Raw genomic sequence first — 24,166 nt, forward strand, 5'->3', positions numbered from 1 at the left:
GCCCGGAACGGGCCAACCGCGGCCGGGTGCCTCAGGAGGCCGGCTTGGGGGCGCCGGCCGCCGGCGTTTCCTGCGCCTTGGCGGGCGCGGCATCGGGGAAGTAGAACTGGATTTCCTGCTGCAGCGCGGCCAGCGCCGGGTCGGCCGCCAGCTTGCCAGCGGCCTCCGCCGCCGTCGACTTCAGCCAGGCCATGCCGTCCTTGCCCAGCCCGGCATCGGCGTCGCCGGCGGCCCAGATGTTGATCGCCCGGGTGGAGGTGCGCTCGAAGCTGCAACTGGCCACGGTCTTGCCGTTGAGCATCACCTCGTAGCGGATCACCAGACGCTCGCTGGTCACCACCGGCAGCAGGCCCAGCGTGCTGCCGGACAGCACGGCGCTGAGCAGGCCGGCCGCCTGCCCACCCGCGGTCGGGCGACTGGTGTGGGTGACGATGAGCTTCAGCGGGCTGCCGTAGAGCTCCTTGTCCAGCGTGGCGTAGCCCGGCTGCGCCTTGAAGATCTTGAACAGTTCGTCCTCGGCCAGCGAGCTGAGGAAGATCATCGCCGGCAGCGAGGGCCCCGCAGGCGGCGCGGGCACTGCATCCGCGGGTGCGGCGGCCGTGGGAGATGCCTCGCCCTGCGCGGGCGCGGGCGCAGCAGGCGCAGGCGTCGCCGGCACGGACACGGTGGCGCGACCGGGCACGACGAGCGGCACCGGCTTGGCCGCGGAGGCGGCCGAGGCGATGCCCAGGCAGAGCACGACGAAAACGGTGCGGATCATGGCGTCGGCTCCGGTCACTGGTAGCAGTTCAGCTGGACGGTGTTGGACAGCGCGGCCTCGTTGGCGATCTGCATGCTGCCCGCGCCCTGCGGCTTCGACACGTCGAAGGCCACGCCCTCGCGGCGCAGGAACTTCACCACGTGACGCGCATCCAGCGCGAAATTCACGTTCTGCGGGATCAGTCCGTCCTTCACCAGCGACTCGGCATTGAGCGTGCTCACCGCGATGCCCAGCACCTCGCCGTTGTCGGAGACGATCGGCCCGCCGCTGTTGCCGGGCTGGATCGGCGCGGAGAACTGGAAATGGCCGAGCGAGCCGCGGATGCCCTTGCTGGCGCTGACGTTGCCGCGGGTCAGGTTCGGCGAATCGCCGAGCAGGCCGTGCAGCGGATAGCCGACGCTGGTGACGGACTCGCCGAGCTGGATCGCCTGCCCGTCGCGGAACACGAGCGGCTTCTCGCGCGGACGCCCGGAATCGAGCACGGCCACGTCGAGCAGGTCGCTGGACGCCTTCGCGGTGACGGCGAAGGTCTTGTCGTCCTGGTGCGCTTCCAGCAGCGTGCAGTCGCGGGCCACGTGGGCGGCGGTCAGCAGTTGGCCGGTGCGGTTGATGAAGAACCCGGTGCCGGTGCGCAGCGGCTTGGCGTGATCAACCAGGAGGGCGGGATCGATCTTCGCGGTCTCGCCGCGGTCGGGGAACGCCTCGGGCGACGGGTTCACCTGCCGGCCGACGTCCTGCAGCACGGCCTGGACCGCCTGGCGCGAGGCGCTGAACGCCGCGGCGTTGAAGTTGGTGCCCTTCACCGGGACGATCCGGTCGACGCTGTCGCCGTGGAGCTTCTTGCCGTCGGGATCGTAGACGTCGTACTGGATCGTCAGGTGGACCTTGCCCGCGACCGGGGTCCACGTGGGGTTCATGTCGAGCAGCAGCCCGTACTTCTGCCCGGCCGATGCGGGCAGCAGGGCCCGGTTCGGGAAATACAGCGGGACGACCTCGTCCAGCGCGTCCGACAGCGCCTTGCCCGGTTCGATCCACACGTTCAGGCGCGTGAGGTAGCCGCGCGAGGTCAGGTCCGACGGCGGCACGTAGAGCGCCAGCACGGTCGCGTTGGACACCGGGGCGGGCGGCGGGGTCGCGGCCAGCGCCGCGACGGGCGCACCGGCGAAGGCGACGGCGAGCACGAGGCCCGGGAGGAACGACATCGGAACACGCATGCGGGACACCTGCAGCCAAGTCCGCGGGCGCCGTGGCACGACGGCACCCGATGCGGGGCGGTCGCGACGGCGCGCGGAAAGGGGGATGGGGGACGGGCGGAGTGTAGCAACGCCCCCCATCGCTGTCAGCCGCACGATCCCGTGTTCAGCCAGCCAATGCGTCCGCTGCGGCGACGATGTCGTCGTCGGCCGGGATCACCAGGAACGCGGCGCCCGCGAGCGGGGTGAAGGTGTCGGCACCGACCACGCGCTTCAGCGGCACGCCGCCGAACCCGCCCTCGACCAGCGCGGTGATCACGCCCTCGCCCACGCCCGCACTGCGGCGGCCCTCGTCGACGACGAGGATGCGCTTCGCGCCGGCGGCCTGTTCGCGGATGAACGCCTCGTTGAGCGGCACCAGCCAGCGCAGGTCGACCACCCGGGTCTTCCAGCCGTGCTTCGCCTCGATGCGGCGCGCGGCGCGCAGGCTCATCGGCACGCCGTTGCCGAAGGTGAAGACCACCAGGTCGTCGCCGCGGCTGCCGTCTTCCGGCGCATAGACGCGGCCTTCGCCGAACGGCATCGCCTGCTCGGGTGACGGATATTCGGTCTGCCACAGGCCGTCGCCGGCCTCGTACAGATCCTTCGCCATGTACAGCGCGATCGGTTCGAGGAAGGCGCAGACGCGGCCATCCACCTTCGCCAGCGCCATCAGCGTGCGCAGCATCGTCGCCGCGTCATCGCCGCGCGACGGGCAACCGACGACGAGGCCGGGGATGTCGCGCAGCGCGGTGATCGAGTTGTCGTTGTGGAAATGGCCGCCGAAGCCGCGTTGGTAGCCCAGCGACGCGATGCGCATCACCATCGGGTTGCGGTACTGGCCGTTGCTGAAGAACTGCAGGCTCGCCGCCTCGCCGCGGATCTGGTCGCAGGCGTTGTGGAAGTACGCGAGATACTGGATCTCGGGCATCGGCAGCATGCCCATGTTCGCGTAGCCCTGCGCGAGGCCGAGGATCACGGTCTCGTCCAGCAGCGTGTTGAAGATGCGCTTCGGCCCGAACGCCTTGTGCAGGCCCTTCGTCACCGTGTAGACACCGCCCTTCTGCGCCACGTCCTCGCCGAACAGCATCGTCTCGGGATACTTGCAGAACAGGTCGTGCAGTGCCATGCCGATCTGGATCGCGAGATGCTTCGCCGGCTGTTTCTCCGGCAGCTTCGCCTCGCCGCCGAACACCTGCAGCCGTTTCTCGGCGTAGTCGAAGCGCGCGGCTTCCGCCTGCACCTTGTCCGGCGTGTACGGCGCCAGCGGCTTCATCACGTCTTCCAGCGTGGTCAGGCGCGGGCGGCGATCGGCATCCTCGGCGGCAGCAAAGCACTTCGCGCGCGTCGCCTCGTACAGGCCGAGGATCTCGTCCTTCGACATCAGCCCGGATTCCAGCGCGATCTGCGCACTGCGCAGCAGCGGGTCACTCGCCTCCACCGCGCACAGTTCCTCGATGTTCCGCCACTCGATCTCGAAGTCGGTGCCGGCGTGACCCATGATCCGCGTGGTGCGCAGGTGCAGGAAGGTCGGGCGGCGCGTGCGGCGGCAGTGTTCGACCGCGGCCTGCACCTGGCCGTAACCGGCGGCGAGATCGAGGCCGTCGGCGTAGAAGTAGTCGAGGTCTTCACGATGCCGGTAATTGCGCGCGACCCAGCCGTCCGGCGTCTTCACCGAAATGCCGATGCCGTTGTCCTCGCACACGTACAGCACCGGTGCCGGCAGCTTCTGGTATGCGGTCCACGCCGCGGCGTTGAACGCGGTCTGCGCGGTGGCGTGGTTGCTGGAGGCATCGCCGAACGAGCAGATCGCGATGCTGTCGTCGGGGATCGGCAGCGCGTGGCCGATGCGGCGCGCATGCTCGATCGCGATCGCGGTGCCCAGCGCCTTCGGCAGGTGCGAAGCGATGGTCGAGGTCTGCGGCAGCACCCACAGCGGCTTGCTGCCCCACACCTTGTGGCGACCGCCGCTGGCCGGGTCCTCGGCGCTGGCCGCAAACGACAGCGCGGAGTCCATCACCGGATCCATGCCCGGAAGCTTGCGGAAGCGCTCGGCCATGAAGCCGCCCGAGCGGTAATGCAGGAACGCGGGATCGGTGTGGCGCGTGAGCCGCGCGACCATCGCGTTGCCCTCGTGGCCCGACGAACCGATCGTGTAGAAGACCTTGTTCTGCACGCGCAGCACGCGGGCCATCAGGTCGAGGTGACGCGAGATCAGCTGCGATTCGAACAGTTCGCGGAAGCCCTGCGCGTCGAGCGCGCTGCCGTCGAGGATGGCTTCGCCCGGCGCCGGCTTCGGCTGCACGGCACCGTCCCAGTCCTTCACGAACGCCTGGAAATTGACGTCGCAGATCTCGGCGCGGTTCAGGCCCTTCATGCGGGCGGGAATGGGATTCGGGACGGTGGCGAACATGGTGTGGTGCTCTTGCCTCTGTGGAGCGGATCGAAGATCCGCTGCGGAAGATGTCGGTGGAGACCGCGGCAGGAAACCGGAGCGGCTCCGGAGCCGGGGACAGCGGAACTGCGTTCCGCTCTACCGCGACGCGCGGGCGGGATCAGTCCTCGGGGCGGTCGGCGTCGCGCATCGGCACGAAGCCCGGCTGCAGCATCACCCGCTTGATCCAGCGCTCGATATGCGGATAGCCGCCGAGGTCGAAGCCGCCGTCCTCGGCGACGTGGGTGTACGCGAACAGCGCGATGTCGGCGATGGTGTAGCGCTCGCCGCCGAACCACGGCAGCCGGCACAGGTGCCGTTCCATCGCCGCCAGCGCCTCGTTGCCCGACGCCTTCAGCGCATCAAGGTGGGCGCGGCGCGGATGGTCCGGCGGCAGGAACTTGCGGATGAAGCGCGACACCGCGATGTACGGCTCGTGGCTGTACTGCTCGAAGAACATCCACTGCAGCGTCTTCGCGCGATCCCACGCCTCGTCCGGCAGCAGCGGCGTGCCCTGCGCGAGGTAGTTCAGGATCGCGTTCGACTCGGACATCGTGCGGCCGTCGGCCAGCCGCATCACCGGCACCTTGCCGCGATCGTTCATCGCGAGGAATTCGGGCGACAGGTTCTCGCCGCGGTCGACGTCGATCTCTTCCCAGTCGTAATCGCGGCCGAGCTGCGCCATCAGCAATTGCAGCTTGTAGCAGTTGCCCGACGTGGACATGCCGTACAGCGTGATCATGCGAAGCGCTCCCGGTTGACGCGCCATTCGTCGCGGGTCTGGCCCCAGAGGTCGATCACGTGCGTGTCGTGCGGCGGCGTGAACGGACCGGGCCCGCGATTGGTCGAACCCAGGCGCTGCGCGACCTTCTGCGACGGCACGTTGTCCGGCCGGATCGAATGGATGACGTCGTCCCAGCCGAGCACGTCGAACGCCCAGTCCATCGACGCGACGCAGGCTTCGGTGCAGTAGCCCTTGCCGCGCGCGTCCTGGTGGAACGCATAGCCGACTTCGGTGCCGGGCCAGCCGTCCGGATACCACGGCCCGGCCTGCCCGACCCACTGCCCGCTCGACTTCTCGATCACCGAGAACATCGCGAATCCCTGCAGCATCCACGCGCCCGGCATCTGCAGGAACCGCCGCCACGCATCCGCGCGCACGTACGGGCCGCCGATGACGGCCGACGAGTCGTGCGCGAAGAATTCGGCGTAGCGGTCGAAGTCCTCGATCCGCGGGACGCGCAGGATCAGGCGTTCGGTTTCGATCACCGGTGTGTCCATGCGCGTCGCGCCCCCGCGCCGGTCAGAACGCGTTGATGCCGGTCAGTTCGCGGCCGACCACCAGCTGGTGCACGGTCTCCGTGCCTTCGTAGGTGATCACCGATTCGAGGTTCAGCGCATGGCGGATCGGGCAGTGCTCGGTGGTGATGCCGGCGCCGCCGAGCAGGTCGCGGGCCTCGCGGGCGATGTCGATCGCCATGCGCACGTTGTTCCACTTCGCCAGCGACACCTGCGTCGGCTGCATGTTGCCGGCGTCCTTCAGGCGGCCGAGCTGCAGCGAGATCAGCTGCGCGGCGGTGATGCGGCGGGCCCAGTCGGCCATTTTGATCTGCGCGCTCTGCGTCGCCGCGACCGGGCGATCGAACAGGATGCGCTCCTTGCTGTAGCGCAGCGCTTCGTCGAGGCAGGCGATGGCGGCGCCGATCGGGCCCCAGGTGATGCCGTAACGCGCCTGCGTGAGGCAGCCCAGCGGCCCCTTCAGGCCCTTCACGTTCGGCAGGCGGTTGGCGTCCGGCACGCGCACGTTGTCGAAGAACAGCGCGCTGGTGACCGACGCGCGCAGGCTCATCTTGTGCTTGATTTCCTGGGCGGTGAAGCCCGGCATGCCCTTCTCCAGCACGAAGCCCTGGATGCCGTCGTCGGTCTGCGCCCAGACGATCGCGATGTCGGCCAGGTTGCCGTTGGTGATCCACATCTTCGAGCCGTTGATCACCCAGTCGCCGCCGTCGCGCACAGCGCGGGTCTTCATGTTCGCCGGATCGGAGCCACCGTGAGGCTCGGTCAGGCCGAAGCAGCCGATGACCTTGCCCGCGGCCATGTCCGGCAGCCAGCGCATGCGCTGTTCTTCGCTGCCATACGCGTAGATCGGATACATGCACAGCGACGACTGCACGCTGACGAAGCTGCGGATGCCGGAATCGCCGCGCTCCAGCTCCTGGCAGATCAGGCCGTAGCTGACGCCGTTGAGGCCGGCGCAACCGTACTTCTCGGGCAGCGAAGGACCGAGCAGGCCGAGTTCGGCGATCTCGGGGATCAGCTCCTTGGGGAAGCGGCCTTCGTCGAAGGCCTTGCCGATGATCGGCAGCACGCGCTCGTCGGTGAAACGGGCGACCGTGTCCTGCACGGCACGCTCTTCTTCGCTGAGCAGGGAGCGGACGTCGAACAGATCGTAGGGATGCAGGGCCATGGTTTCGGGGTCTTGGACGGGCAAAACGCCATTGTAAGGGGGCATCCTGCACAATCGATACCTGCGAACCGGAAAGACCGCATCGGCGAAACGCCGACTTCGGACGCCAACCCCGCGATTTCGCCAGACCCCGGAAAAGCGGCGGGGCAGGATCGCTCCGGCCCCGCCTGGCACGATCGTCCGAGGGGAGCGATCGCGATTCCCGGAAGCTTGCTCAGCCGCGGCCCGGGGCCCCGGCGGTGGCGACGGCGGTCACCACCTGGCCATCGACGACCGGCAGGCGATCGCCCGGCTTCTCGTCCATGCGCAGGTGCTGCTCGGTGCCGCGGTAGCGGTAGGTCACGTCGTAGCCGACGACGTCGTCGCGATGGCCCAGCGGGATGCGGCTGCCCGGCTTGCGGTCGGTGCGCATCGTGCCGGTGCTGCCGTCGGGATTGCGGTAGGTGACGTTCCAGGCGACGGTGCGGCTCTTGCTGGAGGTGTCGGTGACGGTGTGGCACTGGCGTTCGGTGCGGGTCACGACCTTGCCGCCGACGTGACGCTTGTCGATCTCGTGCCCGGCGAAGCCGCCGCCGACGGCACCGGCCACGGTCGCCAGCTTGCGGCCGTCGCCCTTGCCGATCTGGTTGCCGACGAGACCGCCGATCACGGCGCCGGCGACGGTGCCGCCGACGTTGCCGTCGCGCTCGGGCAGGCGTTCCTGCACGGCCACGTCCTCGCAGACTTCGCGCGGCGTATTGGCGGTGGTGGTCTCGCGGATCGGCTCGGTGCCCAGCACGGTCGCGTACTGCGCCGAGCGTTCGGTGACCGGTTTCACCGCGACCACGTCGGCGTATTCGAGGCCGCCCGCGGCCGGGATGCGGTTGTCGTCGGCGGGATGGTCGTCCGCGGCGAGCGAGGCCGGGCGGGCGAGATCGGACGGCGTCACGAACGGGCCGGCCCCGGCCGGGGCACGGTTGCCGAGATAGGCGGCCGTGGCGACGCCGCCGAGGAGCAGTGCGCCGATGGCGACGGCGATGGTGGTCTTCTGGTTCATGCGGTCCTCCTGAAAGACAGCGTTCGGTGGATTCCCCCGCTGAGGGCGGATTGCAGCACCGGCAAGCTGAACCCGGACCGATTCCGGCCGGCCGCCCGTGACGAAACCCTGAATCGCACCCCGAAAGCCGCAGGCAGCGTGATAGCGTTCGCGCATTCGCACCGCTCCGGAGTCGCCGCCATGGCCAACCCGCTCCTCGCCCCGATCCTCGGCTTTCTGGGTCGCCTGAGTTTCCCGCGCCTGTTCGTGATCGCCGCGACCCTGTGGGCGATCGACATGGTGATCCCCGATTTCATTCCCTTCATCGATGAACTGCTGCTGGGCATCGGCACACTGCTGCTGGCCAGCCTGCGCAAGCGCCGCGCACCCGAAGTGCAGTCGACCAAACCGCCGATCGAAGGCCAGCGCAGCACCTGACCGACGCATGCTGGTCGACAGCCACGCGCATCTCGACGCGCCCGAATTCGACGCCGATCGCGACGCGGTCCTCGCGCGGGCGCGCGCGGCGGGCGTGATGCGTCAGATCGTGCCGGCGGTGAACGCCGCCGGCTGGCCGAAACTGCGCGACCTCTGCGCGACGGAGGTCGGTCTGCTGCCGGCTTACGGCCTGCACCCGATGTATCTCGATGATCATCGCGACACGCATCTCGCCGAACTGCGCGCGTGGATCGAACGCGAGCATCCGGTCGCCGTCGGCGAATGCGGGCTCGACTTCTTCGTCGAGGGGCTCGATCCCGCGCGGCAGGCGCTGTTCTTCGATGGCCAGCTGCGGCTGGCGCGCGATTTCGACTTGCCGGTGGTCGTGCATGCGCGACGCGCGGTCGACGCGGTGCTGGCCGCGATCCGCCGCTTCGGCCCGCTGCGCGGCGTGATCCACAGCTATCCGGGCAGCACCGACCAGGCGAAGCGGTTGTTCGATCTCGGCTTCCTCGTCGGCATCGGCGGGCCGGTCTCGTACGCACGCGCGAACCGCCTGCGCACGCTGGCGGCGACGCTGCCGATCGAATGCCTGCTGCTGGAAACCGACGCCCCCGACCAACCGGATAGCGATCATCGCGGACAGCGCAACGAACCGGCGCGCCTGGTCCGCGTGCTCGACACCGTCGCGGAATTGCGCGGCATGACGCCTGCCGAACTCGCGGCGGCCACGACCGCGAATGCGGAGCGCCTGTTCCGTCTTTCCCCGCTTGCGTAAGGGTTCGTAGAGCGGAGCAAAGCTCCGCTGTCCCGTTTCCGGAGACGCAGCAGCGGAGCTTTGCTCCGCTCTACCGAAACTCCACGAAACCGGGTTACGGCGTCGTCGCGGTGCGCTTCGGCTTCAGCAGCATCTCCAGCGCCTTGCCGGCGGCAGCGAAGGCGAACGCGCCGGTGATGTGCGTGGCGGCACCGAGCCCGGCACCGCAGTCGAGCTTGAGCGCGGCATCCGCGCCCAGTTGCGGACGCAGGCCGCAAACGCTGCCATCGGCCTGCGGATAGCGCACGTTCTCCAGCGAATAGATCGAGGGCACGCCGAAATAGCGCTGTGCATTCTTCGGGAAATTGAACTCCGCGCGCAGCTTCTTGCGGATCAGCGCGAGCATCGCGTCGTGCTCGGTGCGCGAGAGATCGCGCACGCGCACCAGCGTGGGGTCGAGTCGCCCGCCGGCGGCGCCGACGGTGACGATCGGCAGCTTGCGACGGCGGCACCAGGCGATCGCCTCGACCTTGGTGCGGAAACTGTCGCAGGCGTCGATCACCAGATCGTGGCCGGTGCCCAGCAACGCCTCGAGGTTCGACGGCGTCAGGAAACTCGCGACGGCTTCGACCTGGATCGCCGGGTTGATCGCGCGGCAGCGTTCGGCCATCGCCTCGGCCTTGCCGCGTCCGTACTGGCCTTCCAGCGCCGGCAACTGCCGGTTGGTGTTGGAGACGCAGAGGTCGTCGGCGTCGATCAGCACCAGATGTCCCACGCCGCTGCGGGCGAGCGCTTCGACCACCCACGAACCGACGCCGCCCAGCCCGACGACGGCGACACGGCTGCGCGCGAACGTCGCCAGCGCGCCGCGGCCGTAGAGTCGGTCGATGCCGGCGAAGCGATCGGTCCACTCCGCGTCGAGGACGGCGGGGGCAGGCGTTTCCGGGCGGGAGTCGAGGGCATCGGCAGTCATCGCGACAGTGTACCGGGCGGGCACGCATGGACGGTCGTCGTGGTATGTTTTCGACATCCGTCACGGAGACGCCCATGTCCACCACGCCCGACCCGGTCAAGCCCAAGTCCTCGGCCTTCAGCCGCTACTTCTTCGTCTTCCTGCTGGGCCTGGCCGTCGGCGGCATCGCCGTGGTCATGCTGATGCGCACCTGGCAGCAGCGCCGCGACCATTTCCCGGAAAGCGTGATGTTCGTGCAGGAATGGCACATGAAGCAGCTCGGCGAGAAGGCGGCTGCGAACCATTGCAACGCCACCGACATCATCCCGCACCTCAAGGGCCTGCGGACGATGGCCGACGACCTGGAACGCGCCTTCCCCGGCGATGCCGACGACGAGCGCTTCACCAAGCAGGCCAGCGGCATGCGCGCCACGCTCGATGCGGCGCTGTCCTCGCCGCCGATCAACTGCGAAGGCGTGAACGCGGTCGCGGCCAAGATCGGCGAAAGCTGCAAGGGCTGCCACCAGGATTTCCGCTGATCCCGAACCACGCGGCGGGCTGCCCCGCGGACCCGCCGCACCCCGGCACGCAAGCTGTTGCACGGCAGCGTGCACGGCAGGCGCGAAGCCCCGTATGATCGGATTGCCCGCAGACCGCGGGCATTTTCCAATCCGGGGATACAAGGAATGAAGCTCAAAGCTATCGGTACGCTCGGCGCCACCACCGCACTCGTCGCGGGCATCGCCGCCGCGTTCGGCTCCACCGCCGCCACGCCTGCGGTCCAGACCTCCAATCCGCTGCGCGTCGGCATGCTCTCGCTCGGCGACGGCATCGTCGAAGTCACCGTCACCAACACCAGCCGCAAGACCGTGCGCGTTCCGAAGTGGGAACTGCCGTCGGTGATGGCCGAGTCGAACCTGTTCTCGATCAGCCGCGACGGCGTCGAAGTCCGCTACGAAGGCCGCATGGTCAAGCGCGGCCTGCCGACCGCCGCCGACTTCGTGGTGCTGCAGCCCGGCCGTGCGATGAAGACCACGCTCGACCTCGGCGCGGCCTACGACCTCTCGCAGGGCGGCGACTACACCGTCACCTTCGCCGCCCCGATGCAGCATGCCTCGCTGTCCGGCGGCACGATGCTGAAGCAGGCCAACGGCCAGCCGCTGCTCACGCAGAGCGCCCCGCTGCGCATCTGGGTCGACAACGGCCAGCAGACGCCGGCCCAGCGCATGGGCTTCTCGACCAAGGCCAAGCCGGTCCAGGGCGTGGTCGTCAACGGCGTCAACTACGTCGGCTGCACCACCGCCCGCCAGACCTCGGCCGGCACCGCGGTGACCTCGGCCCGCACCTACGCGACCAACGCGAAGGGCTACCTCAACGCGGGCACCACCGGTCCGCGCTATACCTCGTGGTTCGGCGCCTATACGTCCAGCCGCTACACCACCGCCAAGCAGCACTTCACCAACATCAGCACTGCGATCAACCAGAACGCCGGCCAGGTGACCATCAACTGCGGCTGCTCGCAGAGCTACTACGCCTACGTCTATCCGACCCAGCCGTACCAGATCTACGTCTGCAACGCGTTCTGGAGCGCGCCGAACACGGGCACGGATTCGAAGGCCGGCACGCTGATCCACGAAATGAGCCACTTCAACGTCGTGGCCGGGACCGACGACTGGGTCTACGGCCAGGCCGGCGCCAAGAGCCTGGCGATCAGCAACCCGACCAACGCGCTCGACAACGCCGACAACCACGAGTACTTCGCCGAGAACACCCCGGCGCAGAACTGATCGGCATTGCCTGTTGCACGGAAACGGCCCGCTTCGGCGGGCCGTTTCCTTTCCAGGCACGCCACACGGCGATCGGGACATCCGCCGGGGTCACTTCCGGGTCATCCCCCGCTGCCGCCGGCGTGCCATGATGCGGCCGCCGCGGCCCTCCGTCCCCGCGGACCGGACGTCCGATGGATCCGCAGATACTCTTCTACGTGCTCGCCGCCGCCCTGATCCTGCTGGGCCTGATCGGCGTGGTGCTCCCTGCCCTGCCCGGCCTGCCGCTGGTCTACGCCGGCATGCTGCTGGCCGCCTGGGCCGACGGTTTCGAGCGCATCGGCGTCTGGACGCTGGTCGCGCTCGGCGTGCTGACCGCACTGTCGCTAGCGGTCGACCTCGCCGCCACCGCGATGGGCGCGAAGCGCGTCGGCGCAAGCCGGCTGGCGCTGGTGGGCGCGGCCATCGGCACGGTGGTCGGCCTGTTCTTCAGCCTGGTCGGCGTGTTCGTCGCGCCCTTCATCGGCGCGGTGATCGGCGAACTGATCCATCGCCGCAAGCTCGCGAAGGCGGACCTCGGCCACGCGACCAAGGTCGGTCTCGGCACCTGGCTGGGCATCCTGTTCGGCGTGGTGCTGAAACTCGCGCTCGCCTTCGCCATGATCGGGCTGTTCCTGATCGCCTGGTTCTTCTGAAGCCAGCCCTTCCGAAGCCGGCCCTTCCGACGCAAGCCTTTACGACGCAACTCCAGCCGACGCCGCCGCACGATGCAAAGCTCCGATCCGACCGCCGCCGCCCTCGCCGCCCTGCTCGCGCCCGCCAAGGCGGCGCCCGCGGACAAGGGCACGCCACCACCGGAGTGCACTTTCGACGGCCTGCACGATTGCGCGCGGGCGATGCTCGACTACGCCAACCATTCGCTGCTGCGCCTGCTCGAACGCATCCCGCAACTGGTCCTCGCCGTGCTGGTGGTGCTGTTCGCGCTGTGGTTCTCGCGCTTCGTGAGCAAGCGCATGCACGTGCTGCACCTGCGTTCGAGCAATCCGTACATGGACGGCCTCGTGCGCACCATCGTGCGCACCGCGATCATGCTCGTCGCCGTGCTGATCGCGCTGGACCTGGTCGGGTTGACCTCGGTGGTGGGCGCGGTGCTGGGCTCGGCCGGCGTGGTCGGCCTCGTGCTCGGCTTCGCCTTCCGCGACATCGCCGAGAACTACATCGCCGGCATCCTGCTCAGCGTGCGCCGGCCGTTCGAGCCGGGCGACACCGTCAACATCGACGGCCGCGAGGGCAAGGTGATCTCGGTGAACTCGCGCGCCACGGTGCTGATGACCTTCGACGGCACGCACCTGCAGATCCCGAACAACCTCGTGTTCAAGTCGGTCATCCTCAACTACAGCCGCAACCCGAAGCGCCGCTTCGAGTTCACGATGACCATCGACGGCAACCAGTCGATCCGGCAGTCGCAGACGCTGGCGATGGAAGCCATCGCCGGCATCGAGGGCGTGCTCGACGATCCCGCGCCGTCGTGGCAGGTGGTCGAGAACGGCACCAACGGCATCGTGCTGCGCTTCCACGGCTGGATCGACCAGCGCGAGAGCGACCTGGCGAAGACCCGCAGCGAAGCCATGCGCCATACCAAGGCGGCGTTCGCGCACGCGGGCATCCAGGCGCCGCGGACGGTGCACTACATCGCCCGGCTGCGCGAGGAGCACGCGACGGCCACGCCGGAACCCGACCACAACGGTGGCACCGACACCTCGGTGAACCGCGAGATCGATGCGCAGGTGGCGGAGGCCCGCGCCGACGCCACCGGCCAGAACCTGCTGCAGCCCGACGGCCGGAAGCCGTGATCGCCGGAAGGAGGTCCGCATGCGCCTGATCCGTTCGCTCATCGTCGCCGTGATGATCCTCATGGCGGTCGCGCCGTTCGCCTTCGTCGCCGCGGCGGTGCTGTCGCCGCTGTGGTCGCGGATCGAAGCCGCCACGGGCCTGGAGTCGATGGGCCATTCGGGACCGGCGACCTGGTGCTACCTCGCGACCTGGGGCGCGCTGTCGGCACTGGGCCTGCTGCTGTGGCGGGCCGCTGCGCGCGGCAGGCCCGCGCCCGCGCCATCGCGCTCCGGCGAAGCGTCGCAGCCGCGACATTGATCCGCCTGTCGCCGTGGCGGATCATGGCGGCTCCCCGCGTTGTCCGGAGTCCGCGATGCGTCCGATCATCCGTCTGTGGCCGGCCCTGTTCTGCGCCTGCGTCGCCATCGCATCGGCGGCCCCGGCATCGGGAATCGATGCCGCGGCGCGCGCGCGTCTGGTCGGGAACCACCGTCTGACCTTGCAGTGGATCGGCTGGGGCGATCTGTCCGGCGCGGGACGCGTGATCGTCACCGATCGCGACGGCACGCTCTCGATCACCGGCGAGCAGACCGGCCACGACGACAGCGCCGGCGACTACGTCCGCATCGACGGCCAGATCGTCGCGGCCACGGCCAACGGATTCACCGTCGAAGGCGATGTCCTCACCCGCGTCTCGCACATCGCCGGCGGCGCGGAATGCCGACGCCACGGCACCTTCCATTTCGCGACCAGACAAGGCCGCAAGTACTGGCGGATGCAGGAAATGGACAATCCCTGCGACAGCGCGACGGATTACGTCGACATCTATTTCCGCGGGATCTGATCAGGCGTTCCGCCTTGCCGCGGCGCGCGTATCGCCGCATCGCCGCGCATCACGCACGATGCGGATGAACGCGCGCGGCGGTTTCCATCCGATTCACGCTGCCGCGCCTACGGTCGGCGCATCGCGAGACAGGCTTCGCGATGCCCCCATCCGATCGCAGGAGAACTGCATGAACACGTCCCTGATCGCTTCGCTCGCCCTCGCGTCGGCCCTGACCCTGTCGGCCTGCGCCAGTTCGCCGCCGCCCCGCTACGCCTCGGGCGGCTCTTCGACCTACGGCGATGCCTGTTATGACTGCGGCACCGTGGTCCGCATCGACGAAGGCAAGGGCAGCCGCACGCCCAACGCCACCGGCGCCGTCGTCGGCGCGGTGATCGGCGGTCTCGCCGCGCGCGAGATCGCGCAGGACAACACCGACAGCAAGGGCCGCCAGAACACCGCCACCGCCGCCGGTGCCGTCGCGGGTGCGGCCATCGGCAACTCGGTGCAGAACAAGTACGGCAAGGGTTACGACATCACCGTCCGCATGCGCGACGGCCGCGAGGTCGTGGTGTCGCAGGACGACCTCAACGGCATCGCCGTGGGTTCGCGCGTGCAGGTCCGCGACGGCCGCGCCCGCCTGATCTGACACCGCCGTACAGACGCCATCACGACGAAGGGAACCGCGACGATCGCGGCTCCCTTCGCATGTGCGCTGGACGATGCGGCGATGACTCAGGCGACGACCACCGGGATCTTGCCGATCTTCGCCTGCCATTCGCGCGGACCGGTCTGGTGCACCGAGGTGCCCTGCGCATCGACGGCGACCGTGACCGGCATGTCCTTCACCTCGAACTCGTAGATCGCCTCCATGCCGAGGTCGGCGAAACCGACGACCTTCGCGGCCTTGATCGCCTTCGACACGAGATACGCGGCGCCGCCGACGGCCATGAGATAGACGGACTTGTGTTTCTTGATGGCTTCGATCGCCACCGGGCCGCGTTCGGCCTTGCCGACCATGCCGAGCAGGCCGGTCTGGGCGAGGACCTGTTCGGTGAACTTGTCCATGCGCGTGGCGGTGGTGGGGCCGGCGGGACCGACGACCTCGTCGCGCACCGGATCGACCGGACCGACGTAGTAGATGAACTTGCCGCGCAGGTCGACCGGCAGCGGCTCGCCCTTGTTCAACATGTCGACCATGCGCTTGTGCGCGGCGTCGCGACCGGTCAACAGCCTGCCGTTGAGCAACAGCACTTCGCCCGGCTGCCACGAGGCGACATCGTCCTGCGTGACCGTATCGAGGTCGACGCGGCGGCCCTTCGAAGCGTCGTAGGTCAGCGTCGGCCAGTCTTCCAGCGACGGCGGTTCCAGCGTCGCCGGGCCGCTGCCGTCCAGCGTGAAGTGCGCGTGGCGGGTGGCGGCGCAGTTCGGGATCATCGCGACGGGCAGGTTCGCGGCGTGGGTCGGGTAATCCTTGACCTTCACGTCGAGCACGGTGGTCAAGCCGCCCAGACCCTGCGCGCCGATGCCCAGCGCGTTGACCTTCTCGTGCAGTTCGATGCGCAGTTCCTCGGCGCGGTTCGACGGGCCGCGGGCGATGAGGTCCTGGATGTCGATCGGCTCCATCAGCGCTTCCTTCGCCAGCAGCATCGCCTTCTCGGCGGTGCCGCCGATGCCGATGCCGAGCATGCCCGGCGGGCACCAGCCGGCGCCCATCGTCGGCACCGTCTTCAGCACCCAGTCGACGATCGAGTCGGACGGGTTGAGCATCGCGAACTTCGACTTCGCTTCCGAGCCGCCGCCCTTCGCGGCGACGGTCACGTGCACGGTGTTGCCGGGCACGATCTTCACGTTGACCACGCCGGGCGTGTTGTCCTTCGTGTTGGTGCGCTTGCCGGCGGGATCGGCCAGCACCGACGCGCGCAGCTTGTTGTCCGGGTCGTTGTAGGCGCGGCGCACGCCCTCGTGGACCATGTCCTCGACGCCCATCGTGGCGTCGTCCCAGCGCACGTCCATGCCGATGTCGAGGAACACGGTGACGATGCCGGTGTCCTGGCAGATCGGGCGGTGGCCCTCGGCGCACATCCGCGAGTTGATCAGGATCTGCGCCATCGCGTCCTTCGCGGCCGGCGACTGCTCGCGCTCGTAGGCGGCGGCCAGGCCGCGGATGTAGTCGACCGGGTGGTAGTAGCTGATGTACTGCAGGGCGTCGGCGATCGACTGGATCAGGTCGTCCTGCCGGATCGACACCGGGCGACGTTCGGCGGGCATGGCGGAGGCGTGGGCTGCGGACACGGACGGGTCTTCGGGACGTGTGGGGCCGCGATTTTAGCCTGCGGCACCGGCCCGGGCCGCACTTGCGCCCCCCGACCATCGGCGGAGAATGCCCCGGGAACCCATTCCCGAAGGAACGCCATGCTGAAGAAGATCCTCATCGTCCTGATCGTCGCGATCGCCGGCGTGCTGCTGTACGCCGCGACCCGGCCCGACACCTTCCAGGTCCAGCGCCGGGCGACGATCTCTGCCCCGCCGGAGAAGGTCTTCGCCCTGATCGAGGACTTCCACCGCTGGGGCGAATGGTCGCCCTGGGAGAAGCTGGACCCGGCCATGACCCGCACCTTCAGCGGCGCCGAGCGCGGCGTCGGCGCGGTCTACGCCTGGCGCGGCAACAACAAGGCCGGCGAGGGCCGGATGGAGATCACCGAGGCGACCGCGCCCGGCAAGCTGCTGATCAAGCTCGACTTCGTCGAACCGTTCCCGGCGAACAACACGGTCGAGTTCATGCTGGTCCCGAAGGACGGCGGCACGGACGTGACCTGGACCATGCGCGGCCCCAGCCCGTACGTCTCCAAGCTGATGGACACCGTGGTCGGCATGGACCGGATGGTCGGCAAGGACTTCGAGGCCGGCCTGGCCAACCTGAAGGCCGCTGCCGAGCGCTGAGCCCGTCATCGGGGCGCCCCCCCGGCATGTCCCGCACCGTTCGTCGCAGGCCGGCGACGGTGCCCGGGCAAACGGATGCGGGCAAACTGATCCGGATCAGAAAACCCGACCTTGCTGCGGCGCAACATGCAGGCATCCCACCCGGAGCCTCGCCATGAACGATGTCTCGCCCATCCCCGCCCCCGACAGCTTCCTGCCCTACCTGCTGGAAACCCTGTCGGACGGCCGTCAGGTGCTGGTCCGCCCGATGAACCCGAGCGATGCCGACGCCGAGCGCGCCTTCATCACCGCGCTGTCGCCGCGTGCCCGCCGCTACCGCTTCCAGGAACAGTTCACCGAGCCGGACGAGGCGCTGGTCAACAAGCTGGTGGACGTCGACCACGTCAACGACGAAGCCTTCGTCGCGCTGTCCGGCGACGGCGACGACACCCGCATCGTCGGCGTGTCCCGCTATGCCGTGGGCAACGACCCGCTGGAGTGCGAGATCGCGGTGACCGTGCTCGACGACTGGCAGGGCCACGGCCTGGGCACGGCGCTGATGCAGCGGCTGATCGAGGCCGCCCGCGAGCGCGGCATCCGTCGCATGGTCTCGCTGGATTTCGCCGAGAACCTGGAAATGGCGCATCTCGCGCATCACCTGGGCTTCAAGAGCACGCCCGACCCGGACGACCGCACCCAGGTCGTGCACACGCTCACGCTGTGACCGCAGCGCCTGCGTGCCTGCCCCCGCCCGCCCGGGCGGGGGTTTCTGAGCCGAATCAAATTCCCGCGTCCACGCGCTTGTCTATAATCGGCGCCAGCGACTCCTCAGACCCCTAACGCATGGCCTCCCCCTACGGCACGGAAACCGTGTTGGACGTCCGTCACTGGACCGACGCCTACTTCAGCTTCACCACCACGCGCGACGACGGTTTCCGTTTCGACAACGGGCAGTTCGTGATGATCGGACTGGAGGTGCCGCAGGAAGACGGCACGACCAAGCCGTTGATGCGCGCCTATTCCATCGCCAGCGCGAACTGGGAAGAGGAACTGGAGTTCTTCAGCATCAAGGTGCAGAACGGGCCGCTGACCTCGCGGCTGCAGCACATCAAGCCGGGCGACACGATCCTCATCGGCCGCAAGCCCACCGGCACGCTGCTGATCTCCGACGTGCACCCGGGCCGCAACCTGTACCTGCTGTCCACCGGCACCGGCCTGGCGCCGTGGCTGGCGGTGATCAAGGACCCAGCCACGTACGAACGCTTCGAGAAGGTGATCATCTGCCACGGCGTGCGCGGTGAACCCGACCTCGCCTATCGCGACTACATCAGCCGCGGGCTGCAGTGCCACGAATACCTGGGCGAGGAAATCCGCAACAAGCTGCTGTACTACCCCGCGGTGAGCCGCGAGGACTTCTACTGGCACGGCCGCCTGCAGCGCGGGCGCATTACCGACCTGCTCGACGCCGGCCGCGTCGCCTCGGACCTCGGCCTGCCGCCGCTGGACCCGGCCCACGACCGCGCGATGATCTGCGGCAGCCCGCAGATGCTGGCCGATTTCCGCGCCATGCTCGATCGCCGCGGCTTCACCGCCTCGCCGCGCATCGGCACCGCCGGCGAATACGTGTTCGAGCGCGCCTTCGTCGAGAAGTAGACGGGCGTCCGCGCATCCGCGGCACCGCGCCGCCCGTATCGCCGGAGTCATCCGACTCCGGACACCGCGATGCGCCCTGCCCTGCCTGTCTTCACCCTGCCCGTCCTCCTGCTGCTGGCCGCGTGGCTGGGCGGGTGCGCGTCGATGCCCGCTGCCGACGGCCGGGTCCCGAGCAGCATGATCCCGACCCGCCTGATCCCGGCACCGGCCGCGCCGCCGCAGGCGCAGCGCCGGCTGGTGGTCGTGCTGCCCGGCCGCGCCGACGATCTGGCCGCGCTCGGCCGCAGCGGCGTCGCCGAGGCGATCCAGCGGGTCTGGCCGGATGCCGACGTGCTGTTCGCCGAACTGCGCCTGCCCGACTACCGCCGCGGCGACGTGCCCGAAAGGCTCGACGCGCAGGTGATGCAGCCGGCGCGGGCGCGCGGCTACCGCGAACTCTGGCTCGGCGGCGCGTCGCTGGGCGGGCTGGGCACGCTGCTCTACGACCGTCGGTATCCGGGCCAAGCCACCGGCCTGCTGCTGCTCGCGCCTTATCTGGGCGATGGTGCCGTCCCGAAGAGCGTGGCCGCGGCGGGCGGCCTGCTGCGTTGGACGCCGCCCGACGGCGAACCGGGCGACCTCGACGACTGGCAGCGCGACCTGTGGCGGCACCTGCAATCGATCGCCCGCGATCCCGCGGCGGGACAGCGGGTCTGGCTCGCCTGTGGCACGCGCGACCGCCTGCGCGACACCATCGCACTGTTCGCGCCGACGCTGCCGCCCGACCACGTGCTCACGCCCGAAGGCGGCCATGCCTGGCGGGTATGGACGCCCGCGATGGAGACGCTGCTGCGCCGCATCGACGCGCGCCGCGAAGCGACGCCCCCGCGCTGACGCCGGCCTGCGGCCGCGACCGTTCGCCCGCGTCAGGATTCGCCGTAATGCAGCCAGATCCGCGCGCGCGCCTCGTTGTCGAAGACCCGGCAGTCGTAGCCGTGCTCGCGGCCGAGGATCTCGCCCAGTTCCATGCGGCTGATCGCGGTGCCGCGGGCATCGACGTAGGCCAGCCGCACCGCCTCCATCGCCTGCCCTTCGAGCGAGGCGAACAACCGCCGCAGCTGCGCCTCGGGCGGCACCACGCCGAAGGTGTGGTCGAGCACCAGCACCCGGCGCACGCCGGTCGTGCGCACCGCCTCGGCGATGCGCAGGAAGATCGCGATCAGCGCCTCGACCGCGTCGATGCGACCGGTGACCGTCGCCACCAGCGCGCTGCTCTCGGTGGCGAGTGCCAGTTCGAAACCCGCCTCCCCGTGGCTCGCCCCTTGGCTCATGGCACGTGCGGCATCACCCCAGCGCGGCCTCGATGTCCTTCGCCAGCGACTCGGGCTTGTCGGTCGGCGCATAGCGCGCGATGACGCGCCCGTCGCGGCCGATCAGGAACTTGCTGAAGTTCCACTTGATCGCGCCGATACCGAGCAGCCCGCTCTTCTGGTCCTTGAGCCAGGCCCACAGCGGATGCGCCTTGCCGCCGTTGACGTCGACCTTGGCGAACATCGGGAAATCGACGTCGTAGGTCAGCGAGCAGAAGTTGCGGATCTCGGCCTCGTCGCCCGGCTCCTGGTGGCCGAACTGGTCGCACGGGAAACCGAGGATCACCAGGCCGCGGTCGCGGTAGGTCTCCCACAGCTTCTGCAGGCCGGCGTACTGCGGCGTGAAACCGCACTTCGAGGCCACGTTGACCACCAGCAGCACCTTGCCGCGATAGTCGGCGAGCGCCTGGTCGTGGCCATCGATGTCGACGGCGGAAAAGTCGTAGGCGGTCTGCATGTGCGGCTCCGTGGAAAAGTAAAAAGGGAAACGAAGGACAGGCGAAGGGATCGGCTGCGGGCGCGTCGCTAAGGCTCAGGGGGCGGCAGGCTGCGGCTTCACCGGCTCGGCGAACGGCGCGATGCCCAGCGCCTGGTCGATCTCCGCCGGATAGTAGGCCTCGCCGTTCTTGATGACGAGCGCGACCTTGCGCACGTCGGCGATGTCGGCGGTCGGGTCGCCGTCGAACAGCACGAGGTCGGCGCGCTTGCCGACCGCGATCGTGCCGCGGTCGTTGAGCGTGCGCGAATACTTCGCGCCGTTGCGCGTGGCGACCTGCAGCGCCTGCGCCGGCGTCATGCCGGCCTGCACGTACAGCGCCAGTTCGCGCTGCAGGGTGAAGCCCGGCGTCGCGTCCGTGCCGGCCACGATCGGCACGCCGGCGCGGTACATGCGGCCGACGAACTCGATCATCTTCTCGTACGACTTGTTGTAGCGCGCGGCGGTTGCGTCGTCGGGGATGTCGAACTCCGCGCTCTTCAGGCCGCGGCGCACGTCCGGGGGCATGTGCTCGGCCACGTCGGCGTAGGCCTGCGACATTTCGCCGGCGCGCTGGCGGATGAAGTCGAACGTGGTCAACGTCGGGTCGATCACGATCTGGTCGCGGGCCAGGCGCGCGATGAAGTCCTGCACCGGCTTCGCGTTGAAATCCATGTCGGCCACGCCGCGCGCCGGCAGGTAGAAGCGTTCCAGCGTGCGGGTGTCGGTGTCGTCCTTCACCAGGAAGTTCAGCAGCACCTGGTTGATGTGCTGGATCTCGTCGTAGCCGGCGTCGAGCGCGTCCTGCGCGCGCAGGAACACGGGGATGTGCCCGCTCACGCGCAGGTCGCGGCTGTGCGCGTAGGCGACGGTCTCGCGCAGGATCGCCTTCGGGAAGGAGTTGTAGATCTTGATTTGCGGATAGCCGTGGCCGGCGTACCAGTCGACGGCCTTCTTCGCGCCGTCGAGATCGGAGACCACGAAGCCGTTGCGCGCGGACATCGGGCTTTCGCCCTCGATGAAGCCGGCGGGCACGATCGACGGCGACAGCACCTTGCCCTCACGCTCGTCGGCGATGAGCTGCTGCAGCGTCGCGTTGTCGTTGCCCATGTCGCGCACGGTGGTCACGCCCGCGGCGAGGTGCAGCCCGCCCTGCCAGGCGCTGGTGTGGCCGTGCATGTCGAACAGGCCGGGCGTGAGCACGCGGCCGCCGGCGTCGATCACTTGGTCCGCCGCGGCGGTTTCCTCGTTCGCGCCCGAGATCGAGACGATCCGGCCGTTCGCGATCAGCAGGTCGGAGGCGGGGCCGAGCGTCGCGGCCTCGCTGTCGAAGATGCGCGCGTTGCGGATCAGCGTGGTGCCGCGCAGCGGATGCGCGAGGGTGTCACGCAGTTCGGTCAGCGCATCGGTCTCGGCCTGCTTCTGGCGTTCCTCGAGCATCCCCGCATCGGCTTCGCGCCCTTCCTCCACCAGTTGCAGATAGCCGGGCACGATCAGCGCGTAGAAGCGCGGCTGCGCGTCGGCGGTCATCCAGATGAATTGCGGGGTGAAGCCGACGCCGGTGACGCGCATCAGGCGCACCTTGCGGTCGCCGGCGAGGGTGACGTCGGCGACCGCGCGGGCGCTGAGCGTGCCGCCGGGGATCAGCGGCAGGCGATTGTCGCTGCGCGCCAGCAGCGCGGAGAGCACCTGCGCACCGCTCTGCGGCGTACCGCCGATCGGCCAGTACGCGGCGCCGGCGTCGGCGGGCTGCTCGCCTGCGTCGGAGGTCGACTTCCACGTCGCCTTGCCGTCCGCGACGTGGAACGTTTCGTCGACCGGCGCACCGAACGTCGACGTGCCCTTGGCTGCATAGGTGACGAACGTGCCGTCCGGCGCGAGGGTGAAGTCCTCCTTCAACTCGGGCCCACGGCCGTTGTCCTTGAACACGAAGTCGACGTGGACGCTGCCGTCGTCGTTGCGCTGGACGATCTGGTGGCCGGCCTGTTTGCCGCCATCGACGAGCACGGTGTAGCGGGTGGTCTCCGCGGCATGCAGCGCCGGGGACAGCAGGACCGATGCGAACAGCAGACCGCAGAAGGCGTGACGCAGCATGGCGTTCTCCTGGGAGCCGGAAGACGGCGGGTCGCAGCCCGCGGGGTGTCCGGCCGAGTCTAGAGCGTGTCACGCTTTTTTTCATGCGCCGCGTTGCGCCCCCGGGCCGCCGATGCGGTGGCCCGGGGGCGCAACCCTTCGGGAAGCCCGTCCGCGGGCGCGATCCGGCGTTGCGGCCCTTGCCAAGGCCACCCGCCTTGGCGGTGGGCCGCGCCTTGGCTCGCGCCCGCGGACGGGCTTCGCGGCGTATGAAAAAGGGCATGACACGCTCCAGCCGGTTCGCGGCGCGCCGGCGTGTGCCGGGCGGCGCACAATGGGGCTTGACCCTGACGCGGCGTGAGGCCGGAGCATGCGCCTCGCATCGACGCCGTCGATTCCACAGGAGCCCGCCATGCCCGTCCGCGAGCGCACCGTCGGCCAGGTCGCCACCCTCGTCGGCCTGACCGTGCGTGCACTGCACCATTACGACGCGATCGGCCTGGTCTCGCCGACCTGCCGCAGCGCCGCCGGCTATCGCCTCTACGGCGAGGCCGACCTGCAGCGGCTGCAGCAGGTGCTGGTGCTGCGCGAACTGGGCTTCGGGCTGGACGCCGTGCGCGACCTGCTGGACGCGCCCGTCGCACGTCGGCGCGAGGCCCTCCTCGCGCAGCGCGCGACGCTGGAACGCCAGCGTGCGCATGCGGACGCCGTGCTCGGCGCGATCGATGCGACCCTTCTCACCCTCGAAGCGAGCACACCCATGAACATCGACACCCTGTTCGAAGGCCACGACCAATTCCGCAACGGCGAATACGCGCAGGAAGCCGAACGCCGCTGGGGCGACACCGACGCGTGGAAGATCTCGCGCCAGCGCACCGCGCGTTACACCAAGGACGACTGGGCGAAGATCCGCGCCGAGAGCGACGCGATCACCGACCAGCTGCTGGCGACGATGCAGCAGGGCGACGCGGCCGACGGCGAACGCGCGATGGCCCTGGCCGAACTCCATCGCGAGCACATCGATCGCTGGTTCTATCCGTGCAGCCATGCGATGCACGTGCAGGTCGCGGCGTTCTACACCGGCGACGAACGTTTCCGCGCGCACTACGACGATCGCGCCGACGGTCTCGCCGCGTACATGCAGGCCGCGGTGAACGCCAACGCGCAGGCACGCGCACGCGACTGACATCGAAAACAGGAAAGCGCCGCCGCGCTGC

At 69.3% G+C, this 24,166-nt stretch carries 26 protein-coding genes; 14 read left to right on the forward strand and 12 right to left on the reverse strand.

What is annotated here, in order from left to right; all coding sequences use genetic code 11:
• Positions 1–31 precede the first annotated feature (31 nt).
• The 7 genes from ACT53Q_RS02435 to ACT53Q_RS02465 form a co-directional block, all read right to left on the reverse strand.
• Entirely contained in the window at positions 32–760 is a 729-nt protein-coding gene (locus ACT53Q_RS02435; RefSeq protein ID WP_476185043.1) for a hypothetical protein, read from the reverse strand.
• A gap of 14 nt (positions 761–774) precedes the next feature.
• Positions 775–1,974 (reverse strand): S1 family peptidase, encoded by a 1,200-nt coding sequence (locus ACT53Q_RS02440; RefSeq protein ID WP_476185044.1) that lies wholly within the window; start codon positions 1,972–1,974, stop codon positions 775–777.
• A 145-nt stretch (positions 1,975–2,119) separates the two neighbouring features.
• Complete coding sequence (locus tag ACT53Q_RS02445; protein WP_476185045.1) at positions 2,120–4,405, reverse strand: thiamine pyrophosphate-dependent enzyme; 2,286 nt, start codon at positions 4,403–4,405, stop codon at positions 2,120–2,122.
• A 142-nt stretch (positions 4,406–4,547) separates the two neighbouring features.
• Entirely contained in the window at positions 4,548–5,168 is a 621-nt protein-coding gene (locus ACT53Q_RS02450) for a glutathione S-transferase family protein (protein WP_476185046.1), read from the reverse strand.
• Complete coding sequence (locus ACT53Q_RS02455; RefSeq protein WP_476185047.1) at positions 5,165–5,707, reverse strand: GNAT family N-acetyltransferase; 543 nt, start codon at positions 5,705–5,707, stop codon at positions 5,165–5,167. Before ACT53Q_RS02455 ends, ACT53Q_RS02450 begins: the two co-directional genes overlap by 4 nt.
• A 22-nt stretch (positions 5,708–5,729) precedes the next feature.
• Positions 5,730–6,893 carry an acyl-CoA dehydrogenase family protein gene (locus ACT53Q_RS02460; protein WP_476185048.1) on the reverse strand — a complete coding sequence of 388 codons (1,164 nt, stop codon included), beginning with the start codon at positions 6,891–6,893 and terminating at the stop codon, positions 5,730–5,732.
• Between the two features lie 214 nt (positions 6,894–7,107).
• Positions 7,108–7,929, reverse strand: coding sequence for a glycine zipper 2TM domain-containing protein (locus ACT53Q_RS02465; RefSeq protein WP_476185049.1), 822 nt, complete (start codon positions 7,927–7,929; stop codon positions 7,108–7,110).
• 180 nt (positions 7,930–8,109) lie between these two features.
• Here ACT53Q_RS02465 and ACT53Q_RS02470 point away from each other — a divergent pair, with 180 nt between their 5' ends.
• Together ACT53Q_RS02470 and ACT53Q_RS02475 are read left to right on the forward strand one after the other, a co-directional pair.
• Positions 8,110–8,346, forward strand: a complete 237-nt coding sequence (locus tag ACT53Q_RS02470; protein ID WP_476185050.1) for a DUF6116 family protein — start codon at positions 8,110–8,112, stop codon at positions 8,344–8,346.
• A 7-nt stretch (positions 8,347–8,353) separates the two neighbouring features.
• Positions 8,354–9,124: a TatD family hydrolase gene (locus ACT53Q_RS02475; RefSeq protein ID WP_476185051.1), complete on the forward strand. Its 771-nt coding sequence runs from the start codon at positions 8,354–8,356 to the stop codon at positions 9,122–9,124.
• 94 nt (positions 9,125–9,218) lie between these two features.
• Here ACT53Q_RS02475 and ACT53Q_RS02480 read toward each other — a convergent pair whose 3' ends face one another.
• Positions 9,219–10,076 carry a tRNA threonylcarbamoyladenosine dehydratase gene (locus ACT53Q_RS02480; RefSeq protein ID WP_476185052.1) on the reverse strand — a complete coding sequence of 286 codons (858 nt, stop codon included), beginning with the start codon at positions 10,074–10,076 and terminating at the stop codon, positions 9,219–9,221.
• A 74-nt stretch (positions 10,077–10,150) separates the two neighbouring features.
• Between ACT53Q_RS02480 and ACT53Q_RS02485 the strand changes: the two genes are divergently transcribed.
• The 7 genes from ACT53Q_RS02485 (at position 10,151) to ACT53Q_RS02515 (ending at position 15,126) form a co-directional block, all read left to right on the forward strand.
• Positions 10,151–10,594: a hypothetical protein gene (locus ACT53Q_RS02485; RefSeq protein ID WP_476185053.1), complete on the forward strand. Its 444-nt coding sequence runs from the start codon at positions 10,151–10,153 to the stop codon at positions 10,592–10,594.
• Positions 10,595–10,741: 147 nt separating this feature from the next.
• The gene (locus tag ACT53Q_RS02490; RefSeq protein ID WP_476185054.1) at positions 10,742–11,842 is read left to right on the forward strand and encodes a M35 family metalloendopeptidase; all 1,101 of its coding nucleotides are present in this window, start codon (positions 10,742–10,744) and stop codon (positions 11,840–11,842) included.
• A gap of 173 nt (positions 11,843–12,015) precedes the next feature.
• Complete coding sequence (locus tag ACT53Q_RS02495; RefSeq protein ID WP_476185055.1) at positions 12,016–12,516, forward strand: DUF456 domain-containing protein; 501 nt, start codon at positions 12,016–12,018, stop codon at positions 12,514–12,516.
• 72 nt (positions 12,517–12,588) lie between these two features.
• Positions 12,589–13,674, forward strand: a complete 1,086-nt coding sequence (locus ACT53Q_RS02500; protein ID WP_476185056.1) for a mechanosensitive ion channel family protein — start codon at positions 12,589–12,591, stop codon at positions 13,672–13,674.
• A gap of 19 nt (positions 13,675–13,693) precedes the next feature.
• The gene (locus ACT53Q_RS02505) at positions 13,694–13,972 is read left to right on the forward strand and encodes a hypothetical protein (RefSeq protein ID WP_476185057.1); all 279 of its coding nucleotides are present in this window, start codon (positions 13,694–13,696) and stop codon (positions 13,970–13,972) included.
• A gap of 55 nt (positions 13,973–14,027) precedes the next feature.
• A complete protein-coding gene (locus tag ACT53Q_RS02510) occupies positions 14,028–14,498 on the forward strand; it encodes a hypothetical protein (protein WP_476185058.1) in 471 nt (156 codons plus the stop codon).
• A gap of 169 nt (positions 14,499–14,667) precedes the next feature.
• A complete protein-coding gene (locus tag ACT53Q_RS02515; protein WP_476185059.1) occupies positions 14,668–15,126 on the forward strand; it encodes a glycine zipper 2TM domain-containing protein in 459 nt (152 codons plus the stop codon).
• 86 nt (positions 15,127–15,212) lie between these two features.
• Here the strand turns inward: ACT53Q_RS02515 and ACT53Q_RS02520 are convergent, their stop codons facing one another.
• Positions 15,213–16,748: a fumarate hydratase gene (locus ACT53Q_RS02520; protein ID WP_476185171.1), complete on the reverse strand. Its 1,536-nt coding sequence runs from the start codon at positions 16,746–16,748 to the stop codon at positions 15,213–15,215.
• Positions 16,749–16,892: 144 nt separating this feature from the next.
• On the opposite strand from ACT53Q_RS02520, the gene ACT53Q_RS02525 reads away from it, so the two are divergent.
• The 4 genes from ACT53Q_RS02525 to ACT53Q_RS02540 all read left to right on the forward strand — a co-directional run bounded on the left by ACT53Q_RS02525 (position 16,893) and on the right by ACT53Q_RS02540 (position 19,925).
• Positions 16,893–17,420, forward strand: a complete 528-nt coding sequence (locus tag ACT53Q_RS02525; protein WP_476185060.1) for an SRPBCC family protein — start codon at positions 16,893–16,895, stop codon at positions 17,418–17,420.
• Positions 17,421–17,574: 154 nt separating this feature from the next.
• On the forward strand, positions 17,575–18,123 hold the full coding sequence (locus ACT53Q_RS02530; RefSeq protein WP_476185061.1) for an N-acetyltransferase family protein: 549 nt from the start codon (positions 17,575–17,577) through the stop codon (positions 18,121–18,123).
• 119 nt (positions 18,124–18,242) lie between these two features.
• Positions 18,243–19,052, forward strand: a complete 810-nt coding sequence (locus ACT53Q_RS02535) for a ferredoxin--NADP reductase (RefSeq protein WP_476185062.1) — start codon at positions 18,243–18,245, stop codon at positions 19,050–19,052.
• A 69-nt stretch (positions 19,053–19,121) separates the two neighbouring features.
• A complete protein-coding gene (locus ACT53Q_RS02540; RefSeq protein WP_476185063.1) occupies positions 19,122–19,925 on the forward strand; it encodes an alpha/beta hydrolase in 804 nt (267 codons plus the stop codon).
• A gap of 32 nt (positions 19,926–19,957) precedes the next feature.
• Here ACT53Q_RS02540 and ACT53Q_RS02545 read toward each other — a convergent pair whose 3' ends face one another.
• The 3 genes from ACT53Q_RS02545 to ACT53Q_RS02555 form a co-directional block, all read right to left on the reverse strand.
• A complete protein-coding gene (locus ACT53Q_RS02545; protein ID WP_476185064.1) occupies positions 19,958–20,362 on the reverse strand; it encodes a GAF domain-containing protein in 405 nt (134 codons plus the stop codon).
• A gap of 13 nt (positions 20,363–20,375) precedes the next feature.
• Positions 20,376–20,858 carry a glutathione peroxidase gene (locus tag ACT53Q_RS02550; RefSeq protein WP_476185065.1) on the reverse strand — a complete coding sequence of 161 codons (483 nt, stop codon included), beginning with the start codon at positions 20,856–20,858 and terminating at the stop codon, positions 20,376–20,378.
• Between the two features lie 75 nt (positions 20,859–20,933).
• On the reverse strand, positions 20,934–22,970 hold the full coding sequence (locus ACT53Q_RS02555; RefSeq protein ID WP_476185066.1) for an amidohydrolase family protein: 2,037 nt from the start codon (positions 22,968–22,970) through the stop codon (positions 20,934–20,936).
• 391 nt (positions 22,971–23,361) lie between these two features.
• On the opposite strand from ACT53Q_RS02555, the gene ACT53Q_RS02560 reads away from it, so the two are divergent.
• Positions 23,362–24,135: a MerR family transcriptional regulator gene (locus ACT53Q_RS02560; RefSeq protein WP_476185067.1), complete on the forward strand. Its 774-nt coding sequence runs from the start codon at positions 23,362–23,364 to the stop codon at positions 24,133–24,135.
• The last annotated feature ends 31 nt before the right edge of the window (positions 24,136–24,166 follow it).

It is taken from the genome of Lysobacter sp. DMC97 (assembly GCF_056313745.1).

Coding starts and splice junctions, on each gene's coding strand:
- ACT53Q_RS02475 (WP_476185051.1), top strand. CDS start 8,354: ATGCTGGTCGACAGCCACGCGCATCTCGACGCGCCCGAATTCGACGCC.
- ACT53Q_RS02445 (WP_476185045.1), bottom strand. CDS start 4,405: ATGTTCGCCACCGTCCCGAATCCCATTCCCGCCCGCATGAAGGGCCTG.
- ACT53Q_RS02500 (WP_476185056.1), top strand. CDS start 12,589: ATGCAAAGCTCCGATCCGACCGCCGCCGCCCTCGCCGCCCTGCTCGCG.
- ACT53Q_RS02490 (WP_476185054.1), top strand. CDS start 10,742: ATGAAGCTCAAAGCTATCGGTACGCTCGGCGCCACCACCGCACTCGTC.
- ACT53Q_RS02455 (WP_476185047.1), bottom strand. CDS start 5,707: ATGGACACACCGGTGATCGAAACCGAACGCCTGATCCTGCGCGTCCCG.
- ACT53Q_RS02485 (WP_476185053.1), top strand. CDS start 10,151: ATGTCCACCACGCCCGACCCGGTCAAGCCCAAGTCCTCGGCCTTCAGC.
- ACT53Q_RS02560 (WP_476185067.1), top strand. CDS start 23,362: ATGCCCGTCCGCGAGCGCACCGTCGGCCAGGTCGCCACCCTCGTCGGC.
- ACT53Q_RS02450 (WP_476185046.1), bottom strand. CDS start 5,168: ATGATCACGCTGTACGGCATGTCCACGTCGGGCAACTGCTACAAGCTG.
- ACT53Q_RS02520 (WP_476185171.1), bottom strand. CDS start 16,748: ATGCCCGCCGAACGTCGCCCGGTGTCGATCCGGCAGGACGACCTGATC.
- ACT53Q_RS02495 (WP_476185055.1), top strand. CDS start 12,016: ATGGATCCGCAGATACTCTTCTACGTGCTCGCCGCCGCCCTGATCCTG.
- ACT53Q_RS02460 (WP_476185048.1), bottom strand. CDS start 6,893: ATGGCCCTGCATCCCTACGATCTGTTCGACGTCCGCTCCCTGCTCAGC.
- ACT53Q_RS02550 (WP_476185065.1), bottom strand. CDS start 20,858: ATGCAGACCGCCTACGACTTTTCCGCCGTCGACATCGATGGCCACGAC.
- ACT53Q_RS02435 (WP_476185043.1), bottom strand. CDS start 760: ATGATCCGCACCGTTTTCGTCGTGCTCTGCCTGGGCATCGCCTCGGCC.
- ACT53Q_RS02465 (WP_476185049.1), bottom strand. CDS start 7,929: ATGAACCAGAAGACCACCATCGCCGTCGCCATCGGCGCACTGCTCCTC.
- ACT53Q_RS02540 (WP_476185063.1), top strand. CDS start 19,122: ATGCGCCCTGCCCTGCCTGTCTTCACCCTGCCCGTCCTCCTGCTGCTG.
- ACT53Q_RS02555 (WP_476185066.1), bottom strand. CDS start 22,970: ATGCTGCGTCACGCCTTCTGCGGTCTGCTGTTCGCATCGGTCCTGCTG.
- ACT53Q_RS02515 (WP_476185059.1), top strand. CDS start 14,668: ATGAACACGTCCCTGATCGCTTCGCTCGCCCTCGCGTCGGCCCTGACC.
- ACT53Q_RS02525 (WP_476185060.1), top strand. CDS start 16,893: ATGCTGAAGAAGATCCTCATCGTCCTGATCGTCGCGATCGCCGGCGTG.
- ACT53Q_RS02440 (WP_476185044.1), bottom strand. CDS start 1,974: ATGCGTGTTCCGATGTCGTTCCTCCCGGGCCTCGTGCTCGCCGTCGCC.
- ACT53Q_RS02470 (WP_476185050.1), top strand. CDS start 8,110: ATGGCCAACCCGCTCCTCGCCCCGATCCTCGGCTTTCTGGGTCGCCTG.
- ACT53Q_RS02510 (WP_476185058.1), top strand. CDS start 14,028: ATGCGTCCGATCATCCGTCTGTGGCCGGCCCTGTTCTGCGCCTGCGTC.
- ACT53Q_RS02545 (WP_476185064.1), bottom strand. CDS start 20,362: ATGAGCCAAGGGGCGAGCCACGGGGAGGCGGGTTTCGAACTGGCACTC.
- ACT53Q_RS02535 (WP_476185062.1), top strand. CDS start 18,243: ATGGCCTCCCCCTACGGCACGGAAACCGTGTTGGACGTCCGTCACTGG.
- ACT53Q_RS02530 (WP_476185061.1), top strand. CDS start 17,575: ATGAACGATGTCTCGCCCATCCCCGCCCCCGACAGCTTCCTGCCCTAC.
- ACT53Q_RS02480 (WP_476185052.1), bottom strand. CDS start 10,076: ATGACTGCCGATGCCCTCGACTCCCGCCCGGAAACGCCTGCCCCCGCC.
- ACT53Q_RS02505 (WP_476185057.1), top strand. CDS start 13,694: ATGCGCCTGATCCGTTCGCTCATCGTCGCCGTGATGATCCTCATGGCG.